Below are 14,481 nucleotides of genomic sequence, written 5' to 3' on the forward strand. Positions count from 1 at the left end.
TGGGCGCTTATCGACAGACAGCGCGGATATTATCAGGCGGCGATGGTGATGACAGCGCCCGGTGTAAGGGCGGCCACGAGCGCTCCGGTATCGACCTCGGACGCGCAAACCTCACCCGGCCTTTCGGCCTCGGATGCTCCGTTGAAAGAGATCACGACATGACCCATCTCGCGGACCTTGCTCCAGGCCGTGGAGCCGACCGCCGTTATCGTCGCCGAGACCGGCCCGAGCGTGATGGAGGCGCCTGTTGCCGGCGCATCGTCGCTCGGGCCTTCTTCCGTCTTGTGCAGCACGGAGACCTCGGCCAGTTCGGGAGGCGAGCCATCCGCGAACAGGATGAGCACGCCGCCTTCGGCGAGGTCCGCCACTTCGGGTCCAATTGCCGTGACCCGTGTCTTGAGAAGAACCGACATTTGGCGAACCTCGTTTTATTACTGCTATTTTAGAACACGATCAGGGACACGACCCATGCGATCAGCACGGAGACCGGGCCCATGATCTGGCGGCTGATGAGCACCGCCGGCACGCCGATTTCGATCGTCTTCGGCTTGGCCTCACCGAGCGCCAGACCGACAGGAACGAAGTCGCAGCCCACCTGGGTGTTGTAGGCAAACAGCGCCGGCAGCGCCATTGCGGGCGAGATGGTGCCGTTGGCGATCTGCGGGCCGATGATGGCGACGCCGATGACCTGGGCGATGACCGCGCCCGGTCCCAGGATGGGCGACAGGAACGGCAGGCCGCAGATGGCCGAGATGACCAGCAGGCCGACGATGTTGTTGGCCAGCGGACCCATCGGCTGCGCCAGCACATCGCCGATGCCGGTATAGAGGATCAGGCCGATCAGCATGGTCACGAAAGCCATGAAGGGCAGCACGTTGCGGACGACCTGATCGATGGTGCGGCGGCCGGAGTTGAAGAAGATGCCGACCACGCGGCCCATGACGCGGCCGATCGAGCTGATCAGGCCGATAAGCCCGCCTTCGCTCGGCAGCGGCTCGGCCGCCCTGGCTGTGGTGTTGTTGCTTGAACTCATCGATGCTGCTCCCCCCGCAGTGGTGACCGCTTCGGATCCGTCCGCCATTGCGACATTGGCCGGCTTCACGCCCGAAACGTAGATGTCTTCCGTGATGAACTGGGCGAGCGGACCCGCCTGGCCGACCGGCGTCAGATTGACGGTCGGGATACGCTTGCGCGGGTAGACGCCGCAGCGCGCGGTGCCGCCGCAGTCGACGACGACGACCGCCATCTCGCTTTCGATCGGCGGCGACTTGAAGCCGTCGACAGCCTGGGCGCCGGTCATGTCGGCAATGAGCTGCGCCACCGGATGGATGCCGCCACCGGTTACCGACACGACCTTGTTGCGCTGCTCGGTCGGCTCGATGACCAGGGGGCCGCCCCAACCGGTCGACCCCTTCGATATCTTTACTGCCTTGTATGTCTTGGCCATGGTGTCCTCCCGCCCTTAGAGCTCGACGCCCTGGCGGCGTGCCATGATGGCCGTGATGCGCTCGGTCAGGATGCCCTTCAGCAGGATGACGACGAGGCCGACGATGGCGTACCAGATGGCTACCTTGACGTGATAACCATTGGCGATGACGCCCCGCTTCTCGAGGTCGAGCAGCGCGACCAGCATGCCGCCCCAGACGAAATATTCACCGGGGTTGATGTGCGGGAAGAGGCCGAGCGGGGGATGCACATAGGACACTGCCGCGTCGTAGAAGGCAGGCTTGTGCTTTTCTTCCAGGAAGGAACCGAAGGTGTAGGCCATCGGGTTGGTGAGGAAGAACACCGAGAGCACCGGCAGCACCGTATAGCGGGTCAGCGCGATGCGGCCGGCGCCACGCGCCAGACCGTGGACGCGCTCCTCGCCGACCAGCTCGGTGACGGCGTAGAAGGCCGTCATAAGCACGACCAGGGTCGGGATGATGCCGGTGACGAAGCCGGCGAACACTTCGCCGCCCTTCTGGAAGATGCCGATGAAGTACTTGCCGATGGCGGTGAGCCAGCCGAGCTGCTCTTCCTGCTGCACGTTCTTCAGCTGTTCCTTGAGCTGATCGGCGGTGACCGGCGCGTTGTCGGTCGTCGCCTGCGCCAGGACCACGAGATGATCGGTGGCATGCTCGACGCCGAGCTTGCCGTGCCAGGCAGCATCCGAAACCATGGTGCCTGCGACATGCAGGTTGTGCACCGCGAGGTCCGCATGCTGCGCCAATAGTGTAATTACAGACATTTCTCCTCCTTATGACCCCTGCCGGTCATTCCCAGCCGGCTGCCGGCGTCGTTTAAGCCCTTGCTATGTTCAAGCCGGCCAGGCCCGGCTTCTTCCCCGGCTCCGACCGTGCGCGGTCGATCTGCTCGATCGCCCGTTTCACGGCCTCGGCCACACCGGGTTCCCCCTCCCCCATGATCGCAGGGTTGGACCGGAGTCGATCGAGGGGGATACCCTCGAATTCTTCATGTCGCTTGAACTTGGTCAGCACCGAACGGCCGCTCATGACCATCATGCGGCGCACGATGAGATCCGGCGTCACGACGATGAGCGCGATGGTGCCCTTGGCCAGGCGTCCGCGGAAATTGCCCGCGCCGACGAAACCGTCCTTGTACTGGCTGGTGACGCCTTTGAAGACATCCGAATAATGCCGCATCTGCAGCCAGACGCCCAACGATTGCAGCGCCCAGACAACAAACAGCAGAAGCAGTGCCCACTGCCAGATTGCCATTTCGGTCTCCTCCCGAGTCTCTTCCTCCGGCACATATTGAACGGAGGCGAGACGACCCGAAAGTGAGAACATTTGTTTCCTCGAATGTCAACATGTATTATATTAGCAGCCATAACGCTCCACAGCCGACCGGCCGATTTCGGCATCGGCGGCGCTGTGGTAGCCTGTCGTCAAACGGGATGTGAGACATGGACCTGCCCTTCAGGCACGAACTGGCGCTTATGCCGGACCTTCGCCACAGGCTGCGGCAGCTGCGCTGGTTCCGCGCCACCTTCCGCAGCAGCGCGAGGGTGGTGTCGGAAACGTTCGGCGTGCGCTTCGAGATCGACGAGGCCAAGCTGACGCGCGCCTTCCTCGACTGGATCGAAGTCATGGAAGCGCAGAAGCGATTTGCGGCGGTCGACCGCGCGGACTTCATCGTCTTCGCCGCCGGGCTGGTGCTGCGTGAGCTGATCCGGCAGGCGCCGGCGCGGGAGGCCTCAGGTCTGAAGGAAATGGTCGAGACCGAGGCAAATGCCGGCACGGCGGAAATCGTGCGCTTCTGGCCGGAAGGTTTCCTTTATACCAACTACTGCGTGTCGGCGATCCTGGCCGTGCACGAGCAGGAATTCGGCAACGCGCCCAGCATCGATAAATGCGCCGACGATCTGCGCACCTGGTGGTCCTACCGCGAGAACGCATCGGAAATGCCCGCTTATGCCGTGGCCTTCCTCGATCGGTTCCTCGGCGCCGAGCCCAACTGGATCACACCCGACCGCGCCCAGTCGCGCCAGGCCATGCAGCGCGCGCTCGGATCCTCGCCGGTCAGCGAGGCGTTGCGCCAGCTTTGAGCCGCTGGAGACGTAATCACCCGCTATTGAACATCTGACTTTTTATCGATAGCGATGTGCGCATTGGCACAGAGGCCGGGAGAAGCGCGTGGCGCAAACCAGACTTATGATTTTCGACTGCGACGGCGTTCTCGTCGACAGCGAGCCGCTCGCCGCCAAGGCTTACGAGCGCGTCTACGAGAAGCACGGCATGCCGGGCGTGCATGGCGGCATCATCGCGCAATGCATCGGCATGAAGCAGGCCGACATCATCGTGAAGATCAAGGAACTGACCGGCCACCAGTTCCCCCCGGCGGCCGATGGCGACATCTGGGCCGAGACCAAGCTGCTCTTCTCCGAGGAGTTGAAGCCGACGCCGGGGATCGCGCCATTCCTCAGCGCGCTTGCCGGAAACCGTTGCGTCGCCTCGTCGTCCTCGGTCGAGCGTATCAACCACAGCCTGTCGGTCACGGGATTGTCGCGCTTCTTCGGCGAGGCGATCTTTTCCTCCTCGATGGTGAAGAACGGTAAGCCGGCGCCGGACATCTTCCTCTACGCCGCCGAGAAGATGGGTGCGAAGCCGACCGACTGTATCGTGGTAGAGGATTCGCCCTTCGGCGTTCAGGGCGCGGTGGCTGCCGGCATGATCGCGATCGGCTATACCGGCGGCGGTCACACCTATCCCGAGCACGGCGCGCGGCTGAAAGCCGCCGGCGCCGATTTTGTCTGCGCCGACTGGCACGAGGTTGCCCGGCAATTGGCGGAGCTTGGTGTCCCGGCCTAATCTAGCGGAGACTGGGGAAGCGACGCCGGGTCCAGTCCCCCGGCGGGACCAATCCCCCTACACGGAAGTTGAAGGATAGGACCCTCGTCGCATCGGCGTCGACCTCGCAGCGGAAGCTCAGATCGTACCATTGGGTTGTCGTGCTGAAGGCGGCCTGCGGAGGGTTGAGAACATTGCCCTGCTTCAGGGGGATGGTCGGCAGCCATTTCGGCGCGTAGTCGGCACTTTGCAGTTCCTGGTTCAGGACGTTGGCGCAAAGATTGGCTATGCGCTGATCGCGCGGCACGTTCTCCATCGAGCTCGTAGCCTGCATATTGCCGGTCGCACCCGGCGAGTAAAGTTTCCTGACGCCCGGCAGGCCGGAATAGATCGGCGCTCCCGCAGCCGCGCTGTCGGCGGAGTTCGACCTTGCCGGGTTCCCGCTTGGCGCTCTCAAGGCTCTTGCGGATTTGAACTTCATCGCCTTGGAAGGTTTTGCCTTTTCGGCCATGGATGGAGGCGCGGGCTTGTCGCCTGACTCGGCCGTCAATGGCTTTAACGGCACGGCCGCAGGCTTTTCGGCGGTTTCCGGAGCTGTTTCCTGCTTGTCCTGCTGCTGTTTGTCAGCATCCTCCGTCGCCTGCTTCTCCTCGCTTTGAGCGGGTTTTTCCTCCGTCGCGGCGGTTGCCGGTTTCTCTTGAGGCTTATTGGCGTCAGCCTGCTGCTCGGGCGTTGCAGGCGAAGCGGGCTGGCCGGGCGCGGGCTTCGGCGCGACCGGCGGCTTCGCGGGCTCATTCTGGGTCGGCGATGGCGCATTGGCCGGAGCGCTGCCCCCGTTCAGAGATTTCTCCGGGCCGGTATCCTTCTCGCCGTACTGGAAAACGCGCTTCAGAACCGGGATGTCCTGCGGCTTCGGCGGCTGCGGAGCCGGTGGCTTCGGAGCCGGCTGCTCAGGCGGCTTTTCGACCTTCTGTTCAGGTTTCGGCTCCGGCGGCTTCGGAGCAGGCTTCGGCTTTGGCTGTTCCGGCGGCGGCACGATCGCGACGTTGACCGGCTGTTCCTGCTGGTCCGGCTGTTGCTCGGGCCTCGGCAGGCCAAAGAACAGGAACGCTGCAATCAGGACATGCAGGAACAGCGATGCGGCCAAGGCCCATCGCCAATTCCGAAACCATTCCCGCATCTTGCCGTTCATTGCGCCCGATGTGGAACGAAATGGCGGCGGCTTCAAGCACCGGGCCGGGATTTGCGCGAGCTGCCGGCCTGGCAAGTCGGTGATCGGAGGGCCCCGTAGCGTAAGATCAAGCCGGATCAAAGGCCTGCAGGAATTGGCTTACACCAGCATGCCCATCGGGTTTTCGATCATGCGCTTGAAGGCGCCGAGCAGTTCGGCGCCGAGCGCGCCGTCGACCGCGCGGTGGTCGGTCGAAAGCGTCACTGACATCACCGTGGCAATCTTGATCTCACCCTTCTTCACCACCGCACGCTCCTCGCCCGCGCCGACCGCCAGGATCGTCGCATGCGGCGGGTTGATGACGGCGGCAAAGTCCTTGATGCCGAACATGCCGAGATTGGACACCGCCGTCGTGCCGCCCTGATACTCTTCCGGCTTCAGCTTGCGGCTCCTGGCACGGCTGGCCAAATCCTTCATCTCGTTGGAGATCACCGACAGCGTCTTTTCATCGGCATGCCGGATGATCGGCGTGATCAGGCCGCCGGGGATCGACACGGCGACGCCGACATCGGCGTGCTTGTGCTTGACCATGGCGTTCTCGGTCCAGGAGGCGTTCGCATCCGGCACCGCCATCAGCGCCATCGCCATCGCCTTGATCACCATGTCATTGACCGAGAGCTTGTAGGCCGGAACCTCGCCCTTGTCGGTCTCCCTCATGGGTGCTGAGGCATTCAACTGCGTGCGCAACGCCAGAAGCGCGTCGAGCTCGCAGTCCAGCGTCAGATAGAAATGCGGGATGGTGGACTTCGCCTCGACCAGGCGGCGCGCGATGGTCTTGCGCATGTTGTCATGCGGAACGAGCTCGTAGGAGCCTTCGGCGAACAGCTTCAGCACCTGGTCGTCCGACATCGGCTTGGGCGCGGGCGCCGGGGCGAACGGGACTTCGGCCGGAATCTCGGCGGCCGGCTTAGCGAGGGTGGCCGTGCCTTTCGCTGCGACCGCGGCCTCGACGTCGGCGCGCACGACACGGCCGCGCGGGCCGCTGCCTGCCATGGCCGAGAGGTCCAGATTTGCCTCACGGGCCAAGCGTCGAGCCAAAGGCGTGGCTCGGGCGGGCCCCTGCGATTGGCTGATCTCCCCCCTTGTGGGGGAGACGGCCGGCAGGTCTGAGGGGGGCCGGACGGAATGAGAGGTTGGCGGGACAACGCCCGCACCTGTCGGCTGCGCCGACATCTCGCCCACGAGGGGGGAGATTGGCGCCTTGTTCTGCGGCGTCTCAGCCGAATACACTTCATCGTCGGCATAGATCCAGGCGACGGGCTCACCGACGGGAATGTCGACGCGCTCCTTGCCAGTGACGTTGCGAAGCGTGCCGCTGGCCGGCGCGTCGATCTCCATCGCCGCCTTGTCGGTCTCGATCTCGAAGAGCACGTCACCCTTCTTGACGCGAGCGCCCTCCTCGGCGAACCAGCGCGAGATCTGGCCGGTCGCCATGTCCATGTCGACCTTGGGAAGAATGACTTCTGTCGGCATCGCTCAGCGGACCCCTTTCACGAGGTCGCGCGCTGCGGCGATGATGTCGGGAACCTGCGGCACGGTGGCCTTTTCCAGGTCCGGATTGTAAGGGATCGGCGTCTCGGCGCCGCCCAGGCGCACGATCGGCGCATCGAGATAATCGAAGGCCTCGCTTTCGGCGACTAGCGCGCTTACTTCCGCGCCGATGCCGAGCGTCTTCACCGCTTCGTAGACGCAAAGCAGGCGCGAGGTTTTCTTCACGCTGTCGATGATGGTCTGCCTGTCGATCGGGCGGATGGTGCGCAAGTCGACCACCTCGATGTCGATGCCTTCGCCTTCCAGCGCGGCAGCAGCGTCAAGCGCCTTCTGCACCATGATCGACGTGGCGACGATGGTGAGGTCGCGACCTTCGCGGCGGATCTCGGCCTTGCCGATCGGAACGGTATAGTGGCCTTCCGGCACATGGCCCTTCATCTTGTAGAGCAGCTTGTGCTCGAAGATCATCACCGGATCCGGATCGGCAACGGCGGCCAGCAGCATGCCCTTGGCATCGTGCGGCGTCGCCGGCTGGATCACCTTCAGGCCAGGCACATGGCCGAGCCAGGCTTCCAGGCTCTGGCTGTGTTGGGCGGCTGCACCCGTGCCGGAGCCGGCAGGGAAACGCATCACAACCGGCACCGAGACCTCGCCGCCCAGCATGAAGCGCATCTTGGCCGCCTGGTTGACGATCTGCTCCATGCCGAGCGTGGCGAAATCCGAGAACTGGAATTCGAAGATCGGCCGCATGCCGGTGACGGCCGCGCCAACCGCGACGCCTGCACCGCCCAGTTCGGAAATCGGCGTGTCGATCACCCGGTCGGTGCCGTACCGTTCGACGAGGTCGCCGGTCACCTGGAAGGCGCCGCCATAAACGCCGATATCCTCGCCCATCAGGAAGACGCGCTCGTCCATGTCCATGGCGATCGCCATGGCTTCCTGGATCGCCTGGGCGTAGCTCAGTTCACGCACCGCGGCGTCCATCACGCTTGCTCCGTGTAAACATAGTTTTCGAGGGTGGCGATCTCGGGCGCCGGGCTCGCCTTGGCGAACTCGATGCCGTCGGCGATCTCCTTGGCGACCGCGTCGCGGATCGCCTCAATGCCCTGGTCGTCGATGAAACCGAAATCGCGCAGCTCCGTCTCGAACAGCGTGATCGGATCGCGGTTCGCCATCCAGTCCTCGATCTCTTCCTTCGTGCGATAGCGGTTGCGATCGCTCTTGGAATGGCCGCGATGACGGTAGGTCTTGGACTCGATCAGCGTCGGCCCCTCGCCGGCGCGCGCCCGCTCGACCGCGTTGAAGGACGCCTCGGCCACCTCGGAGAAGATGTTGCCGTTGACGATGACGCCCGGCATCGAATAGGCGGCCGCTCGTTCGGCGATGTTCTTCACCGCGGTCGAGCGCGCCGTCGAGGTCGACATGCCGTAGCCATTGTTCTCGCACACGAAGATCACCGGCAGCTTCCAGATCGCCGCCATGTTCAAGGCCTCGTGGAAGGCGCCCTCATTGTTGGCGCCGTCGCCGAAGAAGGAGACGACCACCTTGCCGGTCTTCATCCTCTTGGATGAAAGCGCTGCGCCCACGGCAATCGGAATGCCGCCGGCAACGATCCCATTGGCGCCGAGATTGCCCTTGGCGACATCGGCGATGTGCATGGAGCCGCCCCTGCCCTTGCAATAGCCGGTGGTCTTGCCGAAGAACTCGGCGAACATGCGGCTGACCTCCGCGCCCTTGGCGATGCAATGGCCGTGGCCGCGATGCGTCGAGGTGATCTGGTCATCCTCGGCGAGCGGCATGCAGATGCCCATGGCGCTCGCTTCCTGCCCGATCGACAGGTGCATGGTGCCGTGGATGAGGCCGCGCATGTAGCACTCTTCCGCGCCCTCTTCGAAGCGGCGGATGAGGTACATCTTGTGAAGCACCTGTCTCAGTTGCTCTGGACGGTACTGGCGATAGACGAAAGGCAGGTTGGCCCGGCTATCCACGACGGCTTTGCTGGCTCCGGCCATGATCACGCCTCCACGGTTCCGTAGACGAGCTTGTCCTGGCGGGCGCGCAGATCGGCGATCTTCGAGCCCGGCGCGGGCGCGGCATTGGCATAGGTGATGAGCTCGCCCTTCTTGATGGGCGCCGTCACGGAGCCGCCCTGCAGCAGGCCGCAGGGGATCGCGCGCGCCGCATGGGCTTCCGGCGCCGTCATGATCCAGGCGCGGTAGCAATATTCGCCGATGGCATCGAGCTTGTCGCCGGGCTTCAGGTCCTTCTTGGCGACCGCGCAGACCTCGGCCACGGGCTTTGCCAGCGGCACCATGTCGGCCTTGCCGTAGAGCACGACGCGGGCGCAGGTCAGCGGCACTTCCAGCGAGGTCAGGTGATAGGGGCGATGGAAGGTGAAATACGGGCCCTTGCCCATCTTCAGGTCTTCCATGCGCTCCGAGATGCGCGGATGCGACATGTCGGCCACGACGAAGACGCCCGGCGCGACGCCCTTGCCGATCGAATAGTCGACGACGCCGACCTTCGACAGCACGCCGCCGTCCTTCTCAGGCACCAGCACCTTCGACAATTCGCCGAGCGTGGCCGCCGGGCCGTGCATCCCGGGCTTGTCGGGAACCAGCCCAGTCGCGTTGGCGATCGCCGCCATCTCGACCATTGTCTTCGAACCATCGACGAATTCGACCAGCATGCGCACATTCATGTGCCGGCGCTTCGCCTCCTCCTCATAGTCCGGAGGCGTGGCGTCGATGTTGAGCGGGTTGTTCTTGCCCTTGCCCGCGGCAACGATCGGGTGGCCCATAGCGGAGACGAACTCGATCAGCTCCATGCAGGAAGACGGCTCGTCGCCGGCGCCCAGGGAATAGGTGACGCCAAGCCGGTCGGCCTCGGCCTTGAGATAGGCGCCGATGGTGACGTCCGCCTCGACATTCATCATCACCAGGTGCTTGCCATGCTCCATGGCGCGCAGGCCGATCTCGGCGCCGACGGCCGGAACGCCGGTCGCGTCGATCACGACGTCGATGAGGTCATTGCCGATGACAAGGCTGGAATCGTTGGTGACGGCGATCTTGCCCGCTTCCATGGCAGCGGTCATGGCCGACGCGTTCGACACTTCCCGCGCATGGCCGGTTTCCTGGAAGGCGATATCGACGGCCTTGCTGGCCGCCGGCAGGTTGAGTTCGGAAATGGCGCCGATCTCGATGCCGGACATATGGGCGACGCGGGTAACGATGTCGGTTCCCATTTCGCCTGAGCCGATTAGGCCGATGCGGATGGGCTTGCCGGACTTGCCGCGTTCCTCGAGATCCCGGGCAAGGCCCGTCAACGAAATATTGGAAGCCATGCCGCTTATTCCTCCCATATCGCATGCTGTCTGATTGCTTGACGGGTATTGAACATATGTATTTCTGTCAAGACTAATGTCCAAATCTTTGGCCGTTAGTCGACGCTTTTCGGATTGGTCGAGGCGCGGCCGCGAAAGGCATGGACCATGAGCGCCGCCATCAACCCAATGCGAGCGTGCGCCTGTGGCCGAATGCCGGCGAAGGCGCTCGACGGACCGCAAGGAGATATCTAGGCGGTAATTGTTACTGGCAAACGTCGACCCATATGGCGCCGACCAGATCGGCCATGCGCTGCGGCGTGATGCGGACAGCGGCGTTGGTGGCGCCGGCAGCGGGGACGACCTCGTCGAAGGCCTTGAGCGACAGATCGCAATAAACGGGAAGCGGCGCCAGCAGGCCAAACGGACAGACGCCGCCCGGCGGATGGCTGGTGACGGCCAGCACCTCCTCGCCGCCCAACATGCGCGGCTTGCCGCCCATCCTGTCCTTGAACTTGCGGTTGTCGAGCCTGACGACGCCGCTGGTGACGACCAGCATGGTCTCGTCGCCGACGCGCAGGCAGATCGTCTTGGCGATCTGCGCGGGCATCACGCCATGGGCTTCCGCCGCCAGCGCCACGGTGGCCGAACTGGCCTCGGTGACGATGACTTCGATGTCGGGCGCATGCCGCGCAAAGAAAGCGCGAACCGATTCCAAGCTCATGGTGGGCCCCTCGTCAGGTCTGTCGGATAGCAGCGGTCGGCGAATCGCACGGCTAAGCCATCGTTGGCAAGAGCCAGCGCTTTCCGCCTTCAGGCATTAAAAAGCCCGCCGGGCGAAACCTCGGCGGGCTCGAATGGACGCTTTTCGCGCCTCTACTGATGCGTGGGCCGATTCTCGGCGGCCGGCACTTTGATCAATTCCTCTTCCGGCATCTGCAGCGCGGAAGCGATGCGCCGGAGCTTGGCGGGATCGGCGTCCTTGCCGTCCTCGATGTCGACGATCTCGCCCACGGCCAGGCCGCAGGTCAAAGACAGTTCCTCGATCGTATATCCCCTCGTTTCGCGAGCGGCCTTCAGCGGATTGAGGCCGGACGCGGCAATGATGTCGTTGGAAACGGCGTTCCGTGCGGTGTTGGGCATGGCAACTCCTTTGGATGAAACGGTCGGATGAAATGTGGCGTTGCCTGAGACTGGCGGGAGAATGCTCGTTAACAAATGATTTGCCAAGAGCTTAGGCCGTCACGCCATCGTGAAGCGGCATTCCGGCCGGTATCGCAGGCGTCCCACATGTAAGATCGCGCGGCGCCCAATCAAGTTCTTTTGAAGCTCCGCGACCGGTTTCGCCGGCATTTTCGACGCCTCGATTCGTTAGCTGGCCGTCACCGGCAGCCAAAACCCGGGCGACGGGCGTTTCACGGAAGGATCGAATGCCATGAATTTGAAATCATTCGCAATTGTGCTCGGCACAGTCTCAAGTGTCATCTGCGGGGAAGCGTGGGCGACGGATGCCGCACGTGTTCGAGGCACTGTCGTCGGTATAACCGGATCGACGCTGACGGTGAAGGACCGCGACGGCAAGACCGATGCGATCACACTTGCCGACGGCTGGAAGATTTCGGGTGTCGCCAAGGCATCGGCGGCCGACATCAAGCAGGGCGACTTTCTCGGCATCGCCTCGCTTTCCAAGGCCGATGGCGCCAGCGGGGCGCTGGAAGTCGTCATCTTTCCCGCGGCGCTGAAGGGCACGGGAGAAGGCGACCGCGACTGGGATCTGCAGCCCAACAGCCGCATGACAAACGGCACCGTGGCCGACGTCACCGAAATCCAGGGCCGCACGGTCACGCTTACCTATGACAACGGCCAGAAAAAACAGATCGCGATCCCCCAGACGACGCCGATCGTGACATTCGCCGCTGCCACGCCTTCGGATCTGACGCCGGGCGCCGCGGTCTTCGTCAACGCCAAGCGAGGTGGCGATGGCAAGCTCACCGCGAATCGGGTCGTGGTCGGGAATCACGGCATCGCGCCGCCCATGTGAAGCCGCGCAGGCCACCAAGCGACCTGGCAACCTTTCCAAACCCGAACAAGTCAGTGACCGTAACTTGCAATCCGACAGCGCCGCAGGAACGCCATCCGTTTCGCTTCGGGCATCGGGACAATCGCTCATATGCTGTCGTTAGGACGGATTTGCCACATGGCAACACGCAGGTGAGAGTTCTACTCGCGACTTCCTCTCTGCCCCGCATTTTTTGCATCGCATATGAACCTTTCCATTGGAGACAGCACTAACCGGTCATGGGCGCCGCGAAGGTGCTCCTCAACCCAACGGGACGCCAGAATGCCGATCCCAACAACCAATGGAAGGAAATGCTCAAATGACCAACTTCAAGCGTATCACCCTCGCCGCGGCTCTCGTCGTCTCGGCTTTCGGCTCGGTCTCGGCTCCGGCTTTCGCGGGCACGCATCCGACCGGCGACGGCGGCGCCGTCTGTAAGGGTTCGGGCTCCTGCCTGGTGCTGCAGCTCGATTGTAAGGGCACCTACACCGACGCCACCGACAAGAACGGCACCGTCTACGGCAAGTGCAGCCACGTCATGAAGGTCGACCCGAAGAGGCGGCTCAAGCTGGCGAACTGATCGCCTGCAGCCGACGGTATGGAAATGGCGGCGGTCGAGGACGGCCGCCGTTTCTGTTTCAGATTCCGTCGATTGATCAGCGGCGGCTGATAAGAAGGCCGGCAAGCAGTCCGACCACGACAAGTCCGACGGCGGCGGTCGTCGCCGGATGGTCGCGCGCCGTCCGCTCGAGCACCCTGCCCCTGCGCCTTATTGCCGGCAGCGCCTCGTGAAGGCGGTCGGCAACTTGCGAGTAATAGTCGGACGCCGCCTCGCGGCCATCCTCATAATAGGCGTCACCGCGGCTGGCCAAAACCTTCTTGAGGTCGTTCAATTGCCGCGAAAGCGCCGCGACCTGCTTGTCGATGTCGAGGTCGGAGAGGGTCGAAAACGATGCCATGCTGATTGTCCTTCTCTTCGAGAAGGCCTAACGCACGGACGACGGGCCAGTTCCGGCGGCCCGACCGCGCGGCATCACGTGGAATGATGCCTTCAACGAACCTGGTCGAGCAGGCGTTTGCATTCCAGCAAGTCGAACAGCGCCTCCTGCAGCAAGGCGCGATTGTCACGCGACAACTTTGAGGCGTCCGGTTGCACCGGACCTTCGTCGTCACTCTTGCCGAGACCGAAGAAACGGCGGCTGGGCTTCACCTTCGGCTGGCCGACGAGCGCATCCTCATCGCCGCGCGGCTGTGCGGCCGCCGTCAGCGGCACCTGCTCGGCTTGACGGCGCTGGGCGATCGCCTCCACCGCGGCCATGTCGCCATTGCCGATGGCGACCAGAAAATGGTTGCCGTTCTCGCGCAACAGCTTCTGCACGCCTTTGATCGTATAGCCCTGATCGTAGAGCATGTGCCGGATGCCCTTGATCAGCTCGACGTCCTGCGGCCGGTAATAGCGACGGCCGCCGCCGCGCTTCATGGGCTTGATCTGGGTGAAGCGCGTCTCCCAGAAACGCAGCACGTGCTGCGGCAGGTCGAGATCTTCCGCGACTTCGCTGATGGTTCGGAAAGCATCGGGGCTCTTGTCCATGGGCCAATCCTCCACACTGGACCACGATCCGGCGCATGATGCCGAATCGCCCCTTATTTCAGCGATTTATGAAGCGATATTCAAGCCCAGCGTCAAAACCGCGGGCGGTTTTCAACCGCATTCGCCAGCAAACTACTTGCCGCCTTTGCCCTTGCTGTTCTGGTGCGAGCGCAGAATCCGGCTCTTGAGCACGTTCGACGATTTGAACGTCATCACCCGGCGCGGCAGGATCGGCACTTCCTCACCGGTCTTGGGATTGCGGCCGATGCGCTCGTTCTTGGAGCGGACGTGGAAGGTGGCAAAAGACGAAAGCTTGACCGTCTCGCCCCGAACGATGGCTTCGCAGATTTCGTCCAGCACGGCTTCGACGAGTTCCGCCGATTCAGTCCGCGACAGGCCAACCTTCCGATAAACGGCTTCAGCAAGGTCGGCACGCGTCAGTGTCTTTCCCCCCATGCGACCGTCCCATCTGCTCGCAGAAAATGTAAATCGATA

At 63.5% G+C, this 14,481-nt stretch carries 18 protein-coding genes; 4 read left to right on the forward strand and 14 right to left on the reverse strand.

What is annotated here, in order from left to right; translation table 11 throughout:
• Nucleotides 1–32 precede the first annotated feature (32 nt).
• The 4 genes from EJ072_RS32535 to EJ072_RS32550 are packed head-to-tail and all read right to left on the reverse strand — an operon-like array spanning nucleotide 33 to nucleotide 2,720.
• Nucleotides 33–413, reverse strand: coding sequence for a PTS glucitol/sorbitol transporter subunit IIA (locus EJ072_RS32535; protein ID WP_126061115.1), 381 nt, complete (start codon nucleotides 411–413; stop codon nucleotides 33–35).
• A 29-nt stretch (nucleotides 414–442) separates the two neighbouring features.
• On the reverse strand, nucleotides 443–1,447 hold the full coding sequence (locus tag EJ072_RS32540) for a PTS glucitol/sorbitol transporter subunit IIB (protein WP_126082914.1): 1,005 nt from the start codon (nucleotides 1,445–1,447) through the stop codon (nucleotides 443–445).
• A 15-nt stretch (nucleotides 1,448–1,462) separates the two neighbouring features.
• Nucleotides 1,463–2,230 (reverse strand): PTS glucitol/sorbitol transporter subunit IIC, encoded by a 768-nt coding sequence (locus EJ072_RS32545; RefSeq protein WP_041008501.1) that lies wholly within the window; start codon nucleotides 2,228–2,230, stop codon nucleotides 1,463–1,465.
• A 52-nt stretch (nucleotides 2,231–2,282) separates the two neighbouring features.
• The gene (locus EJ072_RS32550; RefSeq protein ID WP_042643996.1) at nucleotides 2,283–2,720 is read right to left on the reverse strand and encodes a transcriptional regulator GutM; all 438 of its coding nucleotides are present in this window, start codon (nucleotides 2,718–2,720) and stop codon (nucleotides 2,283–2,285) included.
• 188 nt (nucleotides 2,721–2,908) lie between these two features.
• On the opposite strand from EJ072_RS32550, the gene EJ072_RS32555 reads away from it, so the two are divergent.
• Both EJ072_RS32555 and EJ072_RS32560 read left to right on the forward strand, forming a co-directional pair.
• Complete coding sequence (locus EJ072_RS32555; RefSeq protein WP_126082915.1) at nucleotides 2,909–3,550, forward strand: hypothetical protein; 642 nt, start codon at nucleotides 2,909–2,911, stop codon at nucleotides 3,548–3,550.
• A gap of 88 nt (nucleotides 3,551–3,638) precedes the next feature.
• A complete protein-coding gene (locus EJ072_RS32560; protein ID WP_126082916.1) occupies nucleotides 3,639–4,313 on the forward strand; it encodes an HAD family phosphatase in 675 nt (224 codons plus the stop codon).
• Between the two features lies 1 nt (nucleotide 4,314).
• Here the strand turns inward: EJ072_RS32560 and EJ072_RS32565 are convergent, their stop codons facing one another.
• The 7 genes from EJ072_RS32565 to EJ072_RS32595 form a co-directional block, all read right to left on the reverse strand.
• Complete coding sequence (locus EJ072_RS32565; protein WP_126082917.1) at nucleotides 4,315–5,484, reverse strand: DUF930 domain-containing protein; 1,170 nt, start codon at nucleotides 5,482–5,484, stop codon at nucleotides 4,315–4,317.
• 138 nt (nucleotides 5,485–5,622) lie between these two features.
• Nucleotides 5,623–6,996 (reverse strand): pyruvate dehydrogenase complex dihydrolipoamide acetyltransferase, encoded by a 1,374-nt coding sequence (locus EJ072_RS32570; RefSeq protein ID WP_126082918.1) that lies wholly within the window; start codon nucleotides 6,994–6,996, stop codon nucleotides 5,623–5,625.
• Between the two features lie 3 nt (nucleotides 6,997–6,999).
• The gene (locus EJ072_RS32575; protein WP_126082919.1) at nucleotides 7,000–7,998 is read right to left on the reverse strand and encodes an alpha-ketoacid dehydrogenase subunit beta; all 999 of its coding nucleotides are present in this window, start codon (nucleotides 7,996–7,998) and stop codon (nucleotides 7,000–7,002) included.
• Nucleotides 7,998–9,026: a thiamine pyrophosphate-dependent dehydrogenase E1 component subunit alpha gene (locus EJ072_RS32580; protein WP_126082920.1), complete on the reverse strand. Its 1,029-nt coding sequence runs from the start codon at nucleotides 9,024–9,026 to the stop codon at nucleotides 7,998–8,000. Before EJ072_RS32580 ends, EJ072_RS32575 begins: the two co-directional genes overlap by 1 nt.
• A gap of 2 nt (nucleotides 9,027–9,028) precedes the next feature.
• Nucleotides 9,029–10,357: an NAD(P)H-dependent oxidoreductase gene (locus EJ072_RS32585; protein ID WP_126082921.1), complete on the reverse strand. Its 1,329-nt coding sequence runs from the start codon at nucleotides 10,355–10,357 to the stop codon at nucleotides 9,029–9,031.
• Between the two features lie 244 nt (nucleotides 10,358–10,601).
• The gene (locus EJ072_RS32590) at nucleotides 10,602–11,060 is read right to left on the reverse strand and encodes a YbaK/EbsC family protein (RefSeq protein ID WP_126082922.1); all 459 of its coding nucleotides are present in this window, start codon (nucleotides 11,058–11,060) and stop codon (nucleotides 10,602–10,604) included.
• 152 nt (nucleotides 11,061–11,212) lie between these two features.
• Complete coding sequence (locus EJ072_RS32595; protein ID WP_042640159.1) at nucleotides 11,213–11,479, reverse strand: helix-turn-helix transcriptional regulator; 267 nt, start codon at nucleotides 11,477–11,479, stop codon at nucleotides 11,213–11,215.
• 292 nt (nucleotides 11,480–11,771) lie between these two features.
• Between EJ072_RS32595 and EJ072_RS32600 the strand changes: the two genes are divergently transcribed.
• Together EJ072_RS32600 and EJ072_RS32605 are read left to right on the forward strand one after the other, a co-directional pair.
• Nucleotides 11,772–12,377, forward strand: coding sequence for a hypothetical protein (locus tag EJ072_RS32600; protein ID WP_189343146.1), 606 nt, complete (start codon nucleotides 11,772–11,774; stop codon nucleotides 12,375–12,377).
• Between the two features lie 337 nt (nucleotides 12,378–12,714).
• Complete coding sequence (locus EJ072_RS32605; protein ID WP_126082923.1) at nucleotides 12,715–12,975, forward strand: hypothetical protein; 261 nt, start codon at nucleotides 12,715–12,717, stop codon at nucleotides 12,973–12,975.
• 76 nt (nucleotides 12,976–13,051) lie between these two features.
• Here EJ072_RS32605 and EJ072_RS32610 read toward each other — a convergent pair whose 3' ends face one another.
• The 3 genes from EJ072_RS32610 to EJ072_RS32620 all read right to left on the reverse strand — a co-directional run bounded on the left by EJ072_RS32610 (nucleotide 13,052) and on the right by EJ072_RS32620 (nucleotide 14,442).
• The gene (locus tag EJ072_RS32610) at nucleotides 13,052–13,354 is read right to left on the reverse strand and encodes a DUF883 family protein (protein ID WP_126082924.1); all 303 of its coding nucleotides are present in this window, start codon (nucleotides 13,352–13,354) and stop codon (nucleotides 13,052–13,054) included.
• A 92-nt stretch (nucleotides 13,355–13,446) separates the two neighbouring features.
• Entirely contained in the window at nucleotides 13,447–13,986 is a 540-nt protein-coding gene (locus EJ072_RS32615) for a MerR family transcriptional regulator (RefSeq protein ID WP_042640150.1), read from the reverse strand.
• 132 nt (nucleotides 13,987–14,118) lie between these two features.
• Nucleotides 14,119–14,442, reverse strand: coding sequence for an integration host factor subunit alpha (locus EJ072_RS32620; protein ID WP_023815657.1), 324 nt, complete (start codon nucleotides 14,440–14,442; stop codon nucleotides 14,119–14,121).
• Nucleotides 14,443–14,481 lie beyond the last annotated feature (39 nt).

The sequence above is a fragment of the Mesorhizobium sp. M2A.F.Ca.ET.046.03.2.1 genome (assembly GCF_003952425.1).
Classification (GTDB): domain Bacteria; phylum Pseudomonadota; class Alphaproteobacteria; order Rhizobiales; family Rhizobiaceae; genus Mesorhizobium.

Bases quoted from the DNA above. Each gene is read 5' to 3' on its own strand.
- EJ072_RS32535 (WP_126061115.1), bottom strand. From the start codon at position 413: ATGTCGGTTCTTCTCAAGACACGGGTCACGGCAATTGGACCCGAAGTG.
- EJ072_RS32540 (WP_126082914.1), bottom strand. From the start codon at position 1,447: ATGGCCAAGACATACAAGGCAGTAAAGATATCGAAGGGGTCGACCGGT.
- EJ072_RS32545 (WP_041008501.1), bottom strand. From the start codon at position 2,230: ATGTCTGTAATTACACTATTGGCGCAGCATGCGGACCTCGCGGTGCAC.
- EJ072_RS32550 (WP_042643996.1), bottom strand. From the start codon at position 2,720: ATGGCAATCTGGCAGTGGGCACTGCTTCTGCTGTTTGTTGTCTGGGCG.
- EJ072_RS32555 (WP_126082915.1), top strand. From the start codon at position 2,909: ATGGACCTGCCCTTCAGGCACGAACTGGCGCTTATGCCGGACCTTCGC.
- EJ072_RS32565 (WP_126082917.1), bottom strand. From the start codon at position 5,484: ATGAACGGCAAGATGCGGGAATGGTTTCGGAATTGGCGATGGGCCTTG.
- EJ072_RS32570 (WP_126082918.1), bottom strand. From the start codon at position 6,996: ATGCCGACAGAAGTCATTCTTCCCAAGGTCGACATGGACATGGCGACC.
- EJ072_RS32575 (WP_126082919.1), bottom strand. From the start codon at position 7,998: ATGGACGCCGCGGTGCGTGAACTGAGCTACGCCCAGGCGATCCAGGAA.
- EJ072_RS32580 (WP_126082920.1), bottom strand. From the start codon at position 9,026: ATGGCCGGAGCCAGCAAAGCCGTCGTGGATAGCCGGGCCAACCTGCCT.
- EJ072_RS32585 (WP_126082921.1), bottom strand. From the start codon at position 10,357: ATGGCTTCCAATATTTCGTTGACGGGCCTTGCCCGGGATCTCGAGGAA.
- EJ072_RS32590 (WP_126082922.1), bottom strand. From the start codon at position 11,060: ATGAGCTTGGAATCGGTTCGCGCTTTCTTTGCGCGGCATGCGCCCGAC.
- EJ072_RS32595 (WP_042640159.1), bottom strand. From the start codon at position 11,479: ATGCCCAACACCGCACGGAACGCCGTTTCCAACGACATCATTGCCGCG.
- EJ072_RS32600 (WP_189343146.1), top strand. From the start codon at position 11,772: ATGAATTTGAAATCATTCGCAATTGTGCTCGGCACAGTCTCAAGTGTC.
- EJ072_RS32605 (WP_126082923.1), top strand. From the start codon at position 12,715: ATGACCAACTTCAAGCGTATCACCCTCGCCGCGGCTCTCGTCGTCTCG.
- EJ072_RS32610 (WP_126082924.1), bottom strand. From the start codon at position 13,354: ATGGCATCGTTTTCGACCCTCTCCGACCTCGACATCGACAAGCAGGTC.
- EJ072_RS32615 (WP_042640150.1), bottom strand. From the start codon at position 13,986: ATGGACAAGAGCCCCGATGCTTTCCGAACCATCAGCGAAGTCGCGGAA.
- EJ072_RS32620 (WP_023815657.1), bottom strand. From the start codon at position 14,442: ATGGGGGGAAAGACACTGACGCGTGCCGACCTTGCTGAAGCCGTTTAT.